At 70.1% G+C, this 14,345-nt stretch carries 15 protein-coding genes; 8 read left to right on the top strand and 7 right to left on the bottom strand.

The window, feature by feature from the left end:
- The 3 genes from AB0M20_RS06150 to AB0M20_RS06140 all read right to left on the bottom strand — a co-directional run.
- Positions 1–458 (bottom strand): LLM class flavin-dependent oxidoreductase (locus tag AB0M20_RS06150; protein ID WP_364294558.1); only part of this gene is annotated, 458 nt, incomplete at its 3' end.
- A gap of 31 nt (positions 459–489) precedes the next feature.
- Positions 490–1,224 (bottom strand): metalloregulator ArsR/SmtB family transcription factor, encoded by a 735-nt coding sequence (locus tag AB0M20_RS06145; RefSeq protein WP_364294555.1) that lies wholly within the window; start codon positions 1,222–1,224, stop codon positions 490–492.
- Positions 1,225–1,342: 118 nt separating this feature from the next.
- A complete protein-coding gene (locus AB0M20_RS06140; RefSeq protein WP_364294553.1) occupies positions 1,343–2,296 on the bottom strand; it encodes a YafY family protein in 954 nt (317 codons plus the stop codon).
- Between the two features lie 62 nt (positions 2,297–2,358).
- Between AB0M20_RS06140 and AB0M20_RS06135 the strand changes: the two genes are divergently transcribed.
- The 4 genes from AB0M20_RS06135 (at position 2,359) to AB0M20_RS06120 (ending at position 7,932) form a co-directional block, all read left to right on the top strand.
- Entirely contained in the window at positions 2,359–3,303 is a 945-nt protein-coding gene (locus AB0M20_RS06135; protein ID WP_364294550.1) for an ABC transporter ATP-binding protein, read from the top strand.
- Positions 3,304–3,306: 3 nt separating this feature from the next.
- A complete protein-coding gene (locus AB0M20_RS06130; protein ID WP_364294547.1) occupies positions 3,307–4,053 on the top strand; it encodes an ABC transporter permease in 747 nt (248 codons plus the stop codon).
- Positions 4,054–4,069: 16 nt separating this feature from the next.
- The gene (locus AB0M20_RS06125; protein ID WP_364294544.1) at positions 4,070–5,146 is read left to right on the top strand and encodes a magnesium and cobalt transport protein CorA; all 1,077 of its coding nucleotides are present in this window, start codon (positions 4,070–4,072) and stop codon (positions 5,144–5,146) included.
- A 161-nt stretch (positions 5,147–5,307) separates the two neighbouring features.
- A complete protein-coding gene (locus AB0M20_RS06120; protein ID WP_364294541.1) occupies positions 5,308–7,932 on the top strand; it encodes a lipopolysaccharide biosynthesis protein in 2,625 nt (874 codons plus the stop codon).
- 59 nt (positions 7,933–7,991) lie between these two features.
- Here AB0M20_RS06120 and AB0M20_RS06115 read toward each other — a convergent pair whose 3' ends face one another.
- From AB0M20_RS06115 to AB0M20_RS06105, 3 genes are all read right to left on the bottom strand, one after another.
- Positions 7,992–8,546, bottom strand: a complete 555-nt coding sequence (locus AB0M20_RS06115) for a hypothetical protein (RefSeq protein WP_364294538.1) — start codon at positions 8,544–8,546, stop codon at positions 7,992–7,994.
- Positions 8,547–8,638: 92 nt separating this feature from the next.
- Positions 8,639–9,130: a GNAT family N-acetyltransferase gene (locus tag AB0M20_RS06110; protein WP_364294535.1), complete on the bottom strand. Its 492-nt coding sequence runs from the start codon at positions 9,128–9,130 to the stop codon at positions 8,639–8,641.
- A 9-nt stretch (positions 9,131–9,139) separates the two neighbouring features.
- Complete coding sequence (locus AB0M20_RS06105) at positions 9,140–9,622, bottom strand: Lrp/AsnC family transcriptional regulator (protein ID WP_364294532.1); 483 nt, start codon at positions 9,620–9,622, stop codon at positions 9,140–9,142.
- A 71-nt stretch (positions 9,623–9,693) separates the two neighbouring features.
- On the opposite strand from AB0M20_RS06105, the gene AB0M20_RS06100 reads away from it, so the two are divergent.
- The 3 genes from AB0M20_RS06100 (at position 9,694) to AB0M20_RS06090 (ending at position 10,934) form a co-directional block, all read left to right on the top strand.
- On the top strand, positions 9,694–10,167 hold the full coding sequence (locus AB0M20_RS06100; protein ID WP_364294529.1) for a DUF2000 domain-containing protein: 474 nt from the start codon (positions 9,694–9,696) through the stop codon (positions 10,165–10,167).
- 80 nt (positions 10,168–10,247) lie between these two features.
- Entirely contained in the window at positions 10,248–10,598 is a 351-nt protein-coding gene (locus AB0M20_RS06095; RefSeq protein ID WP_364294526.1) for a DUF2750 domain-containing protein, read from the top strand.
- Positions 10,599–10,724: 126 nt separating this feature from the next.
- Entirely contained in the window at positions 10,725–10,934 is a 210-nt protein-coding gene (locus AB0M20_RS06090) for a Flp family type IVb pilin (protein ID WP_364294523.1), read from the top strand.
- Between the two features lie 69 nt (positions 10,935–11,003).
- On the opposite strand, the gene AB0M20_RS06085 is transcribed toward AB0M20_RS06090, so the two are convergent.
- Positions 11,004–13,655, bottom strand: coding sequence for a transglycosylase domain-containing protein (locus tag AB0M20_RS06085; protein WP_364294520.1), 2,652 nt, complete (start codon positions 13,653–13,655; stop codon positions 11,004–11,006).
- Between the two features lie 315 nt (positions 13,656–13,970).
- On the opposite strand from AB0M20_RS06085, the gene AB0M20_RS06080 reads away from it, so the two are divergent.
- Positions 13,971–14,345 (top strand): response regulator (locus AB0M20_RS06080; RefSeq protein WP_364294517.1); only part of this gene is annotated, 375 nt, incomplete at its 3' end.

The following is a 14,345-nucleotide window of genomic DNA, read 5'->3' as shown; positions in this document are numbered from 1 at the left end:
GGCGCCACCGCCGGCGGCCAGTCGAGCTTGACCCGGTCGATCGACACGTATCGGCCCTCGGTGCTGACCTCCTCACCGGCCAGCAGCGAACGATAGGCGGTCACCCACTCGCGCAGCAGCGTCAGCGGCGACGCGGCGCGGGCGCCGACCTGGCCCATCCACTCCTGCACGCCGTGCCCGACCGCGATGATCGGGCGGTCGCCGAACATCCGGTGCAACGTGGCGGTCTCCATCGCCTCGATCACGACGTTGCGGAACGGCACCGGCGTCAGGCCGACGCCGACCCGCAGACGCTCGGTGCAGGAGAGCGCGGCCGCGGCCGCGGAGATGCCGCCGTTGAGGAAGCAGTCCTCCCACAGCCAGAGCTCCTCGAGCCCGACGTCGTCGGCCAGGCGCGCGATGTCGCGCAAGGTCTCCGGTGGCTGGCTGGGCCGGAAGGTGGCGCCGAGAATCGTCATGAGGGCATCCTGCCCGCCCCCTACGACAATTTCAGCGGTGCATCGCCCACGGCGCCTGCGCCATGCTGCGGCCCGTCTCGAGCAGCGTCTTGAGGTTCGCCAGCACGGCCGGCCAGCCGAGCGAGATGTCCGTCAGGTCCTGGTCGGTCGCCAGGTCCTCGTGCGTCACGGTCAGCTTGACGATGTCCTCGAACGGCTCGATCTCGTAGGTCACCCTGGACGGGTCCCAGCTGGTCACGAGCCGGCGCGGCGGATCACTCTCGAGCACCTTGCCCTCGATGTCGGCGATCCCGGACCCGTCGGTGCGCACGTGCCGCCACGTCGAGCCCACCTGCCAGTCCGACTCGTTGCGATGCCCCCAGTAGTCGGCCGTCAGGTCGGCATCGGTCAGCGCCTGCCACACCTTCTCGGGCGTGCTCTCGATGTAGGTCGTGTAGACGTACGTAGGACGATCACTCATAGTGGTCTCCGCTCGTCGCTTGATGTCGCTGACGGCCCGCAGCCGGGGCCGCTCGAACTTGTCGATCCACCGCTCCTGCATCTCCTGCAGCGGGACCGGGTTGAGGTAGTGCAGCTTCTCCCGCCCGCGCCGGACGGTGCTGATCAGATTGGCCGCGGCCAGCACGGACAGGTGTTGCGTGGCGGACTGACGGGTCATTTCCAACCGCTCGCACAGCTCGCCCAGCGTCTGCCCGTTCTGCTCGTGCAGCAGATCGAGCAGAAACCGCCGAGTCGGATCGGCCAGCGCCCGGAACACGTCATCCACTACCTAAAGTTATGCAGTCAGATGCCTGCATGTCAAGGCCGGGAGAGGGATTGTCGTACCCCGCCGATAGGTTTCTCCGCGGTGATGGGCGTCACGGGGGCGCCCATCCACCGTCGTCTCACGCGGTGCCGCGGAGCAGGTTCTCCCCGGCCGCACGCGCCGCGACGGCGAGCTCGGGCGGCGACTCGACGGTGAAGGGAGCGTTCAGGATGCCGATCAGCATCACCGGCCAGGCGAGGTCGTCGACGCTCATCCGCAGCCGGCAGCTCTGCGGCCCGTCGTCCTCCACGTTCGCCCACTGCCCGACGGCGTTGCGCACCGTCTGGCCCGGGGTGTCCAGCCGCACCGAGACGTCGTATCGGTTGGGTACCGCGGCGAGCCGCCCGCGCAGCCACGCGACCGGGTCGCCGCCGGGGATGTCGCGGGGGCGGAACCGCGCGCCGGTCAGGGCCGGTGACGTCAGGCGGTCGACCCGGAAGCTGCGCCAGTCGCCGCGGTCGAGGTCCCAGGCGATCAGATACCAGCGCCGGCCGAGGGAAACCAGGCGGTGCGGTTCGACGTACCGGCTGCTCGCCTCGCCCTCCCGGGCGGTGTAATCGAAGCGCAGGCGCTCCTCGCCGCGGCAGGCCATCGCCAGGGTGGTGAGCGCGCCGGCGTCGAGCGTCGGCCCGCCGCCGAAGACGCCGGGGCTGGTCATCGCCTGCAGCGCGTCGATTCGCTTGCGCAGCCGCGGCGGCAGCAGCTGGATCACCTTGGCCAGCGCGCGCACCGACGTCTCCTCGAACCCGGCGACCGCGCCCGCGGCGGCGGTCCGCAGGCCGACGGCGATGGCGACCGCCTCCTCGTCGTCGAGCAGCAGCGGCGGCACGGCGGCACCGGCCTGCAGCTGATATCCGCCGGCGACACCGCGCGCGGCGTCGACCGGATAACCGAGCTCGCGCAGCCGGTCGACGTCGCGGCGCAGCGTCCGCGGGCTGACGTCGAGCCGGTCCGCCAGCTCGCCGCCGGGCCAGTAACGATGGGTCTGCAGGAGGGACAGCAGCCGCAGCATCCGCGCGCTCGTGTTCGCCATGAATTCAGCATCCTCCGGATTGCGGACAGGAACTGGCCGCTATCCACTCTAGCGTTGACCACATGATCGAGACACGAGGACTGACCAGGCATTTCAAGGACGTCAAGGCGGTGCAGGGCATCGACCTCACCGTCGAGCCGGGCGAGCTGGTGGCGCTGCTCGGGCCGAACGGCGCCGGTAAATCGACCACCTTGCGGATGCTCACCACGCTGATCGAGCCGACCTCGGGCACCGCGAGGGTCGCCGGGTTCGACGTGGTGCGGCACCAGCGCGAGGTGCGGCAGAGGATCGGCTACATCGGCCAGGGCAACGGCGCGGGGCACAACCAGCGCGGCCGTGACGAGCTGGTCAGCCAGGGCCGTGCGTACGGCCTGCGGGCCAAGGCGGCCCGCGAGCGGGCCGCCGAGCTGGTCGACTCGCTCGGGCTGTCCGAGGTCGCCGACCGCACGGTGTCCACGCTGTCCGGTGGTCAGCGCCGCCGGCTCGACATCGCGATGGGCCTGATCCACGCGCCCGAGCTGCTCTTTCTGGACGAGCCGTCCACCGGCCTCGACCCGCAGAACAGGGCGAACCTGCAGGAGCACATCGTCCGGCTGCGCGCCGAGCACGAGACCACGATCGTGCTGACCACGCACTACCTCGACGAGGCCGACTCGATGGCCGAGCGGGTGATCGTCGTGGACCACGGCCGGGTCATCGCCGACGACTCCCCCGACCGGCTGAAGGCCAAGCACGTCGGCGATCGCATCACCCTCGGGTTCGCGACCGAGGCCGACGCGGCGACCGCGGCGGGCCGCGTCCCGCACCGCCTGGAGCGGACCGGCAGTGTCGTCGTGATCAGCGTCAACGGCGGCGCGGAGCTCCTGCCCGCCTTGCTCGACGACCTGCGCATCGCCGAGGTGCCGCCCACCTCGATCGAGGTCACCCGCCCGACCCTCGACGACGTTTTCCTGGAACTGACCGGCCGCAGCCTCCGCGAGGGCGGCGCCGAGATGACGGAGGCCTGAGCCATGACCAGCATCGTGACCGACATCCAGACCGTCTTCAGCCGTGAGCTGCGGCCCACGCTGCGGCAACCCTTCACGATCATCATCAGCATGGTGCAGCCGCTGGTCTTCCTCGGCCTGTTCGCGCCGCTGCTGCCCGACGTCGAGGGCGGATCCGCGCTGCAGTGGTTCGTGCCGGGCATCGTGGTCATGTCCGCCCTCTTCGCCTCCTCGATGACCGGGTCCAACCTGCTCCTGGAGCAGCAGACCGGCTCGCACGAACGGATGCTCGTCACCCCGCTGCGCCGCTCGGCCCTGCTGGTCGGGCGCGCGCTCAAGGAGATCGTGCCGATGGCCGCGCAGGCGGTGCTCATCGTGGCGGTGTGCCTGCCGTTCGGCTTCGAGGTGGATCTCGGCGGCGCGGTGATCGGCCTGCTGATCCTGGGCGCGTTCTGCGTCGGCCTGGGCGCGCTGTCCTACAGCCTGGCGCTGGCGTCGAAGAATCAGGACTGGCTGTTCTGGACCGTGCAGCAGACCCTGCTCTTCCCGTTGCTGCTGCTGGCCGGGATGCTGCTGCCGATCGACGGCGGCCCGGGCTGGCTGCGGACGGCGGCGAAGTTCAACCCGCTGACGTACGTGGTGGACGCCGAGCGTGCGCTCTTCAACGGCGACGTCTGGGCCACCACCACGGTGACCGGCGCGCTGGCCGCGGCCGGCGTCTGCGCCCTCGGCCTGTTCGTGGGAGTGCGAGCGATGCGCCGGGACGCCTGACGCTACCTTGTGCGCCATGTTGCGATGGTTGCGGTCGAAGCTGGTCCAGACACTCGTCGGCCCGGAGCCTGAGCAGCGAAGAGAGCCGAGGCGGCACAACCCGGACAGTGTGATCGACTGCGCCGTCTACTCGCGCGGCGTTCGGAAACCCGGTTCCATCCACTTCACCGCGGCGGCGCAGGAGATGCGCCGCCGCGGTGACGCGTTCGTGTGGCTCGGGCTGCACGAGCCCGACGCGCCGACCATGCGGCAGATCGCCGAGGCGTTCCGCTTGCACGAGCTGACCGTCGAGCAGGCGCTGGCCGGCGGCCACCGCCCGGCCGTCGAGTCGATCGGCGACGTGACCCGGATCGTGCTGCGCACCGCGAGCTACGTCGAGCACGAGGAGCTGACCGAGACCTCCGAGGTGGTGGACACCGGCGACGTGACCGTGCTGCTCGGCGACCGGTTCGTCATCACGGTCCGGCACGGCGCGCCCGGCGCGCTGAAATCGGTGCGAGCCGGTCTGGAGAAGCGCCCGGCGCTGCTCGGGCTGGGGCCGTGGGCGGTCGCGTACGCGGTGTGCACCGCGATGGTCGACGTCTACCTGGAGGTCGCTCGGCACGTCGAGGACGACCTCGAACGGCTCGAGGAGTCCGCCTTCGCCACCGACCGCTCCCCCAGCATCTCGCAGGTCTACCAGCTCAAGCGCGAGATGGTGGAGTTCAAGCGGGCGGTCATGCCGCTGCAGGAGCCGCTGCACCGAGTGCTCGACTCCGACGACCTGCCGGCCGGGTTGCGGCCCTACTTCGTGGACGTCCGTGGGCGCCTGGCCCGGGCGGTCGATCGGGTGGCCGGCTTCGACGAGCTGATCAACTCGATCCTGCAGGCACGGCTCGCCCAGGTGTCGGTGGACCAGAACAACGACATGCGCAAGATCGCCTCCTGGGCCGCGATCGCCGCGGTGCAGACGGCCATCGCCGGGGTGTACGGGATGAACTTCGACAACATGCCGGAGCTGCGCTGGAAGTACGGCTACCTCGCCGTGCTGGGCCTGATGGTGGTGGCGGCCTTCGCGGTGCATCGTCTGGCCAAGAGAGCGGGCTGGTTGTGAGCCACCATTCACGCAGCGTGACAGCGACGCCTCAGAGGTAACAAACCTCGGTCGAACGGCCAGCCTGCGACCTGCACAAATGCACCGAGACCGACCGCTTTGCCGTACCACCCAATTACGACGAGTTATTACCTTTGTCTTGTCGATCATTGGGGGAACGTGTGACCACCACCGAGGCCGTGCCGACCAGCGCGCCGCCAGCCCGTCCCGGCCTGCTCGGCAGGTTGCGGGGACACGTCGACCTGTTCCTGAACGCCGGCTCGCTGATGGCCACCACGGCGATCACGTCGCTGTTCGGCTTCGCGTACTGGTGGCTGGCGGCCCGCACCGCATCGGCCGAGGCGGTCGGCCAGGCCAGCGCCGCGGTCTCCGCGATGACGCTGATCGGCACCATCGGCATGTTCGGCATGGGCACCATGCTGATCTCCGACCTGCCGAGGCTGACCGGCCGGAGGTGGGAGCTGATCTCCACCTGCCTGCTGGTCGCCGGCAGCGCCGCGACGGTGGGTGGCCTGATCTACGTCGCCGTGGCGCACCTGGCGGTCCCCGGTCTGCAGCACGCGCTGGGCAGCCCGGCGGCCACCGTGCTGCTGGTCTTCGGCATCGCGCTCAACGCGGTCACGCTGGTGCTGGACGAGGCGCTGGTCGGGCTGCTCGCCGGGCCGATGCAGCTGATGCGCAACGCCTGGTTCTCGGTGCTCAAGCTGGTGCTGCTCGGCGCCCTGGCGGTTCTCCCGTTCACCCTCACCGGCGGCACGCTGCTGCTCACCTGGGTGGCCGGCATGGTGCTGTCGGTGGCCGTGCTGGGCCGCGCGCTGCGCCGGCGCGGCATGGTCGACTCGGCCCGCCCCCGGCTCGAGCTGCTTCGCGGCCGCGGTCAGGCGACGTTCGACCACAACCTGCTCAACCTCGCCACCTACCTGCCCCGCGCGGCCCTGCCGCTGGTGGTCACCGCGGTGCTCTCCGCCGAGGCGAACGCGTCGTTCTACACCGCCTTCATGGTCACGTCGTTCCTGGCCATGGTCCCGGGCAACGTCGCGCTGACGCTCTTCGCGGTGGCCGCCGGCGACCGCGCGGCGCTGCGGTCGAAGGTGCGCGTCGGCCTGGTCATCTGCCTGGTGACCGGCCTGCCGGCGTCCATCTTCATCGCGATCTTCGCGCGCCCGGTGATGGGCCTTTTCGGTTCCGGGTACGCGGCCTCGGCCGGCGCCGCCCTGACGATCCTCGCGCTGACCTACCTCCCCTTCGTCTTCCACCACTTCTTCCTCGCCATCTCGCGGGTCCAGGGCAAGGTCCGCGGCGCCGGCATCTTCTCGGTGTTCGCCGGCGTGGCCGAGCTGGTCGCCGCCTGGTACGGCGGGAGCCGCGGCAGCCTGACCGAGCTGGTCGGCTGGGTGGCCGTCGTGATGGCGGTGGAGATGATCCTCGTCGCACCCACCGTGCTGCGTGTCGTGCTGCCCTCCGGGCGAGCCGACGCGGCCGAGCTTCCGGAAGGAACCATGTCCGCCACCCGCCTGACCCTGCACGAGCGAGCTTGGCTGCCGCTCGAGTACATCCGGACGGTCGGCCCGCTGACCGGCGTCGACGCCGGCCGGATCCGGGCCGCGCTGATCGGCCTGCACGCCGCCGACCCGACGCACCGCGCGGTGTCCCGCCTGGACCGTGAGGGTGGCCGCTGGCTGCACCTCGACTCGGCCGCGTTCGCCGACTTCGTGACCGAGGCCGTGACCGACCTAGGTGACGACACCGACTTCGACGCGATGACCCGCCGGCTGCAGGCGGAGCCGCGCGCCGACCATCCGGTGCGGATCCTGGCCGGCGGCGGGTACGTGGCGATGAAGGTGGCGCACGCCTATGGGGACGCCGGGCCGGTGAACACGCTGCTGCGCGAGATCGTGCGCGCGGCGGGCGAGGAGCGGGCCGCCGTCATCGCGCCGATGCCGCGGGTGTTCGCGCTGCCCCGGGCCTGGTGGCACACGTTCGGCAAGCACCCGTCGAAATGGGGCGACGCGCTGCGTTCGGCTCAGTCTTCAGTCCGGTCAGGGGCGGCGGCGGGGCTGCGGATGGCTCGTACTCCGCACTTCGAGCTCGGGGAGACGCGGCCTTGGGCGGCGGATCTGACCGTGCGGACCGCTCGCTCGGCCGATGTTCTCGGCAAGATGCGGCAGTGGCGTGACCAGTACGCGCCCGGCGTGACCACCTCGGCGATCACCTTCGCCGCCTTCACCGCGGCGCTGAGCGACCTCGGCTTGCGGCCGGACACGTCCGGGGCGACGTTCCTCGCCGACGGCCGGCGTTACCTGCCGGCGGGTGTCGCGGTGGAGAGCAACTTCTGCTTCGGCCCGTGGCTGTCGCCGGCGAGCCTGACCGACCCGCTCGCGATCCACAAGACGCTGAAGGGCAAGCTCGCGACCGGCGGGATGCTGACGATGATGCTGCTGCGCGAGTCGAAGCTCGCGGTGACCGGCGCGCCGGGGATGCCCGCGCCCTACCCGGGCGAGGCGCCGGCCGATCCGACGGCCCGGTTGACCTTCAGCAACCAGGGGCGGCACGACGTGCTGGCCGATCTGCCCTGGGCGATCGAGGCGGCGCACCGGGTGAACCAGAGCGTTCCGACGCTCAACGGCCCGGAGGGCATCACGCTGACCACGTCGGAGATGGGCGAGGTGCTGCATGTGGAGGCGACGTTCCACGCCTCGACGTTCGACCCGGCGCTGGTGGCCCGGGCGCTGGAGCTGGTCTGCGCCGACCCCGCCGCACTGATCATGGCGGCGTCCGCCCGCTGAAAAGACGTGTGCGCGGCCGGACGCCCCCGCCGGCCGCGCACACTCACCTAGTTACTGATTCACCGGCGACGGTCGTTGTCCTCGATGCGGAGCAGCAGGCCGAAGCTCTTCGACTCCCACCGGTTGCGGTTGCGGTCGCGGCCGTCACGGCCGTCACGGCCATCGCGGACGTCGTTGTCGTCGTTGCCGAACCGGTCGTCGTCGCCGAACCGGTCGCAGTCCCGGTACCAGATCGTCGCCGGCAGGATCGCGAGCGACGAGCGACGCACCTCGTCCGCGCGCACCCGGAAGGTCGCGTAGTCACGCTCGCGACGCTGCAGGGTGTCGTCGCGGCTCAGCGAGCTGGTCCGGCCGTCGTTGTGCCAGACGTCCACGCTGCGCGTGTCACGGACCTGGAGCTTGAAGTCGCAGACCCTCTCGTCCGTGCCGAACCAGACGGCAACCCGCCTCAGTTCGCCTTCCTCGACGCTGCCGAGGAACTGCGAGATCGCCCTGGGACCGTCATTGTGCGGCTGGGGACGGGCGGCGGCGGGAGCTGAGGCCACCGTCGCCGCAATGCCCGTGGCCGCCAGCGTCGCCGCGACCATTGCACCGATCCGCCGAGTCTTGTTCATAGCCGAAGCCTCCTGTAAACGGTTCGGACGCCCCCGTGAGCGACCGACACGAATCAGGCTATTCGGACTTTAGGATTTTTGGGGGATTTCGGCTAGTTCGTCAGCTTTTTGTACATAACGTGGAGCCCCACTAGCCCGTTCGTACGATGCTGGAACGACTCTGGAACCGTGCCCAGGATCTCGAATCCCAGCGCCTGCCAAAGGCGCACGGCGGGCGCGTTGGTCTCGACGACCGCGTTGAACTGAATGCCGTGATAACCGGCCTCACGCAGCCATCCGACCACGTAATTGCCCAGCTCACGCCCCACGCCCCGGCCACTGGCATCGGGGTCCACCATGAAACTCGCCGTACCGATGTGCGCACCGCGCCCGGGCCGATTGGGCCCCATTTTGGCGCTGCCGAGGATCCGTTCGGAGTCGACCGCCACGACGACATGACTCGGCGGCTTCTCCATCCACAGCGGGCGGGCGTGTTCGCGGCTCAAATTCTCGGGGTACGCGTACGTCTCCCCGGCCGCGACGATCCGCGCCCAGAACGGGTAGATGAGCGGCCAATCCGCGTCGGTAGCTTCTCTGATCTCCACGCTGTCACCCTACGAAGCCGCCGCCCTGGAACCGATGGGCGTGATGCGGTCGTTGCGCAGGTGCTCGTAGACCACCGAGGTGCGGACGTCGGCGACGTGCGCGTGCTCGGTGAGCCGGTCGATCACGAAGGCGTAGAGCGCTTCGTTGTCCGGCACCGCGACGTGGATGAGGAAGTCCTCGTTGCCGGTGGTGACGAAGACGCCGAGCGTGTCGGGCAGCCCGCTCACCCAGTTGCGGAAGGCTTCGATGTTGCGCCGCGACGGGGGCCGGATCCGCACCGCGATCAGCGCCTGCACCGGCCGGCCGAGGGCGCCCAGGTCGACGTTGAGGCTGGCGCCGCGGATCACGCCCCGCTCACGCAACGCCCGGGTGCGGTCCAGCGCCGTGGTCGGCGACACCCCGACGGCCGCCGCCACGTCGCGGTTCGTGCGCCGTGCATCGACCTGCAGTTCTCGCAGGATCGCCGTATCAAGTTCGTCCAGCCGGTCCATGTGCCCACGCTAGCCGAATTATGTACGGAATGCTTGCCTGGAATCCGTAGCACTGCCTAGCGTTTCGAGGCATGAGTGCACCACATCAGGTGGGATTCGATCCCGCCGAGATTCGCACGAACGAGCCGACCCGCAACGCCCGCCTCAAGTGGGTGATCGTCATCGACGAGACCCTGCCGGCAGGTCGCGCCGCCAACGCGGCGGTCTGCGTGGCGGCCGCGACCGCGACAACCGTCGGCGGCCTGCTGGGCCCGGACGCCAAGGACGCCGGCGGCTCGGTCCATCCGGGCCTGCCGTGGGCCGGGTGCAGCGTGCTGGGCGCCCCGGCGAGCCGTCTGACCGAGATCCGGGCCGGCGCGATCGAAGCGCTCGGCGTCCACGTCTGCGACATGGCGGCCGTTGGCCAGTCCACGCGCGTCTACGACGAGTATCTGGCCGAGGTCGGCAAGACGGACGCCGGCGATCTCGCGTACCTGGCGGTCAGTCTCGTCGGCCCGCGCAACCGCATCGACAAGCTGGTCAAGCACCTGTCTCTCCTGCGGTAAATCTCCATTCAAATCACCCGGAACACTCCGAAGAGCGACGATGGGGATGTTCGGCCACGTGCAACACCGAGGGAGACGGCATGTCGCTCAGCGGAGCCCATCGGGCGGCGTTCCGCCGTGAGGCGCCCCAGGAGGGCCGGGTGTTCTCGATACGCGACGCCGGTGGCTACCCCGTCGCCAAGGACAAGGACGGGTCCCGGACGCTGCCGTTCTGGTCGAAGTCGTCCCGGGCGCAGAAGGTCGTGGGCCAGGTCGACGCGTACCGGAAGTTCGACGTCGTCGAGATCGAGCTGGACGACTGGCTGGAGCGCTGGTTGCCGGGGCTGGAGCGCGAGGGTTACCTGATCGGTGTCAACTGGGCCGGACCCAGGGCGACCGGCTACGACGTGCCGCCGGAGCAGGTCGCCGGGTGGTTCGCCGAGACTTCATGACCGATACGACACCCGACCGGGCAGGCGCGCCAAACCCTTCAGTGGCTCCGCGCGGGACCGATACACATTGCGACAGGCTGACCATGCCGGCGCAATCGGTCGCGGCACCCCAGAGGGAGAACCACGATGCTGACCACCCTGCTTCGCGAGACGGCGCTTCGCTTCTCCGCGCACGGGGAGCAGGCCGACGAGGGCGCGACGGCCGTCGAGTACGCGCTACTCGTCGGGCTCATCGCGGTCATCATCATCTCCTCGGTAACGCTGCTCGGCGGCAACATCGACGCGATGTTCGACGACATCGCGAACCGGCTCGGTGGTGGCACCAGCACCACCTGATCATCGGTCGCCGGCGGCCGGCCCGGAACGACTCCGGGGCGGCCGAGGAGAGGGCTCAAAAGGTGCCGGTCAAGCTCCTTTTCCCGGTGCTGTTCTGCCTGTTTCCGGTGATTTTCGTGGTGATTCTCGGTCCTGGCGTTCTACGCCATCTGGAGGCGCTGAACCGGTGATCGCCGGCGCCGGCTTCGACGGCGGCGGCTTCGTCGCTTCTTCCTTCCTCTCGTTCTCGGGGGCGGTCAGCTGTCGTCCCTTGTTGGTGGTCTCCGGCAGGTCGAAGGTCCAGCCGTCGGCCAGCAGCTCGGGGATCAGGTTGCGCAGGGCGGCCACGGTCTGATCGCGGACCCCGCCGCCGTCGTGCACGAGAACCACCGCGCGCGGCTGCAGCTGACTGCGGATCCGCTTCCGGATCGTCTGCGCCCCGGGCAGGGTCCAGTCGTCCGGGTCCACGGTCCAGCCGAGCGGCGTCATGCCCAGCTCGGCACCGGCCCTCGCCGATTTCCCCCAGCTGCCGAAGGGCGCCCGGAACCAGGTGACCGTCCGGCCCGGCACGGCCTTGGCCAGGGCCGCATTCGTCCTCTCGATGTCGGCCATCGCGCGGCCGGCCGGCATCGCGCCGAGGTCGTCGTGCTCCCACGAGTGATTGCACAGTTTGTGCCCCTGCTCGACGACGCGGCGAGCCATCTCCGGATTCTTCTCGACCTCTTCGCCGACCATGCAGAACACCGCCCGGATGCGGTGCTCGGCCAGCAGGTCGAGGATCTGCCCGGTGTATTCCGAGGGTCCGTCGTCGAAGGTCAGCGCGAGCCGTTTGCCCTGACCCGCGGTCCGGACGACCGGGTCGTACGGGCCGAGGACGGGCGTCGGGTCCCCGCCGGGCGGGGCGGTGCCGGTCTGCCCGGCGTCGCCGACGTCGGTGCGGCCCAGGTTGGCCGGCTCGGGCAGCGGCTCGGTCGGCCGGCCCTCGAGCGCCTTGCTGACGAACCGCTGCCACAGCTTGGCCGGCACGGTGTCGCCCTGGATCGGCTTGCCCTTCCGGTCGCGGATCGGACCCGGCTTCTCCTTGCCGAGCCAGATGACCGTCGCCAGATCCGGGGTGTAGCCGGCCATCCACGCGTCCTGGTTGTCCTTGGTGTTCCCGAACTGCTGGGTGCCGGTCTTGCCGGCGGCGGGCCGGCCCGGGACGACCCGGTCGCCCTTGACCACCGAGCCGAGCACCGCCGAAACGTCGGCCGCCACGCCGCGGTCCAGCACGACCCGGCCCGTCGGCTCGGCGCTGAGCAGGACCTTGCCGTCGGCCCGGCTGACCCGCTCGACGAAATAGCGGGCGTGCCGCTCGCCGCCGGCCGCGAACGTGCCGTAGACCGTGGCCAGGTCGGCCGGGGTGACCGGGTAGCGGCCGAGCGCGATGTCCGATCGGGTCCGGCCCGGCTCCGGGTCACCCTTGACGTCCACCATGGACCGGGTGTTGTCGTACCGGTCCGGGATGCCGAGCCGGACCGCCGCCTCGCGCACGGCGTCGGCGCCGATCTTCTCGGTGACCGCGTAGAACGGCGTGTTCAGCGACTCCACCATGGCCTGTTCCAGCGTGCAGTCCGGGCACTGCAGGCCGCCGTGGTTGACCAGCGGTCCCCGGCCGGCGAAGACGCGGGGTGAGCTGCCGTCCCAGCGGGAGCGGTAGCTGATCCCCCGCTCCAGCGCGGCGGTGAGCACGATCGGCTTGAAGGTCGAGGCCGCCGGGTGCAGGGCCGTGGCGTAGTCGAAATAGCCGCGGCCGCGATCGCTGCCGTAGTAGGCGCGTACCCCTCCGGTCTTGGGGTCGAGCGCGACCAGCGCGGCGCGCAGGCCGTCCGGCTCGCCGCCGAGCTGGTCGGCGATCATCTCGAGCGCGGCCGGCTGCCCGACCGGGTCCAGCGTGGTGACGATGGACAGGCCCTTGGTGTGCAGGTCCTGCGAGGTGATCCCCTTGCCGACCAGCTCGCGCTCGATCTGGTCGACCGCCTGGCCGTTGGGCCCCTCCAGCCCGGCGCGGGGTTTCGCCACCTCCGGGTACGCGAGATCCGCCGGCAACCAGCCCAGCTCGGCGGCCGCCTTGACGATCCACGTCCAGCGCTCCCGCGCGGCGACCGGTTCGATCGCCGGGTCGAAGCCGCGCGGGTCCTTGACGACCGCGGCCAGCACCGCGCCCTGCGCCGGCGTGAGGCGCTCCGGCGGCACCCCGAAGTACGCGTTGGCCGCGGCCGCGATGCCGTAGGCGCCACGGCCGTAGTAGATCGTGTTCAGGTAACGCTCGAGGATCTGATCCTTGGTGTATTTGCGCTCGAGCTTGATGGCCAGGGCGAACTCCCGGGCCTTGCGATCGATCGAGACGTCCTGGGTGAGGAAGGCGTTGCGGGCGTACTGCTGGGTGATCGTGGAGGCGCCCTGCCGGCCGCCCTGCAGATCCGCGACCACCGCGCGCAACACCCCGCGGATCGACACGCCGCCGTGGCCGGTGAAGTCGCGGTCCTCCGCGGCGAGCACCGCACGCCGGACCTCGACCGGCACCTTGGACAGCGGCACGTCGTTGTGGTCGGTGGTGCCGACCCGGGCGAGGATGGTCCGCCCGTCGCGGTAGTAGAGCACCGACGCCTGCGGGCCCGGCGGATCGTCGGGCAGCGGCTGTGACTCGACGTAGGCCACGAGGCCGCCCAGGCCCGCGCCGGACAGAGCCAGGGCGATCACCAGAAGCCGGACAAAGATCCGTCGCTTTCCGGTTAACTTTCGCCGCTTGCCCTTGATTCGACGTCGATAAACGAGTAAATCTCGCACGTCGTCAAGACGCCCGGACCCCCGTCAAGGGTGGCGATGTTCGGGCGACTACTTCAAGCACCCGGTTCACCACAGTTCATCCCGACCTGTTGATCAGGTCTTTCGGGCACGTTGCACGCGAGGCCTATGGAACTTGTCTCTTTCTCCCGTGATTCGTTCGGGGAGGACATGGAGTGCCGGCCGAACCTGGCCCTATGCTTGCCGCACTGCAATCTAAAGGGGAACCAGGTGCGCCGTCTCCAAATTCTCGTCGTCGATGATGACGACGCCGACGCCCTCATGATCGAGGAGGCGCTCGAGAACGCGGAACGGCAGACCACGGTCAACCGTGTCGCCGACGGCCGGGAGGCCCTCGACTACCTGCATCGCGAGGGCCCGTACGCCGAGGCGAACCGTCCCGACCTGATCCTCCTCGACCTCAACATGCCCCGCATGGACGGACGCGAGACGCTGGCCGCGATCAAGTCCGACGAGCGGCTCAAGGCGATCCCGGTGGTCATCCTGACCACCTCGGGCGCGGCGCCGGACATCGTGGCGAGCTACCAGCACCGGGCGAACGCCTACGTCACCAAGCCCTTCGGCCTCGAAGTCGTCCAGGCCGAA

The organism is Actinoplanes sp. NPDC051633 (assembly GCF_040681735.1).
Lineage (GTDB): Bacteria > Actinomycetota > Actinomycetes > Mycobacteriales > Micromonosporaceae > Actinoplanes.
Note: the sequence above shows the minus strand (reverse complement) of the source record. Positions and strands in the feature narration are given on the sequence as shown.

What these genes read in the sequence shown, in the direction of transcription:
- AB0M20_RS06140 (WP_364294553.1), bottom strand. Translation starts at nt 2,296, where the DNA reads ATGGCGAACACGAGCGCGCGGATGCTGCGGCTGCTGTCCCTCCTGCAG.
- AB0M20_RS06135 (WP_364294550.1), top strand. Translation starts at nt 2,359, where the DNA reads ATGATCGAGACACGAGGACTGACCAGGCATTTCAAGGACGTCAAGGCG.
- AB0M20_RS06130 (WP_364294547.1), top strand. Translation starts at nt 3,307, where the DNA reads ATGACCAGCATCGTGACCGACATCCAGACCGTCTTCAGCCGTGAGCTG.
- AB0M20_RS06125 (WP_364294544.1), top strand. Translation starts at nt 4,070, where the DNA reads ATGTTGCGATGGTTGCGGTCGAAGCTGGTCCAGACACTCGTCGGCCCG.
- AB0M20_RS06115 (WP_364294538.1), bottom strand. Translation starts at nt 8,546, where the DNA reads ATGAACAAGACTCGGCGGATCGGTGCAATGGTCGCGGCGACGCTGGCG.
- AB0M20_RS06105 (WP_364294532.1), bottom strand. Translation starts at nt 9,622, where the DNA reads ATGGACCGGCTGGACGAACTTGATACGGCGATCCTGCGAGAACTGCAG.
- AB0M20_RS06100 (WP_364294529.1), top strand. Translation starts at nt 9,694, where the DNA reads ATGAGTGCACCACATCAGGTGGGATTCGATCCCGCCGAGATTCGCACG.
- AB0M20_RS06095 (WP_364294526.1), top strand. Translation starts at nt 10,248, where the DNA reads ATGTCGCTCAGCGGAGCCCATCGGGCGGCGTTCCGCCGTGAGGCGCCC.
- AB0M20_RS06090 (WP_364294523.1), top strand. Translation starts at nt 10,725, where the DNA reads ATGCTGACCACCCTGCTTCGCGAGACGGCGCTTCGCTTCTCCGCGCAC.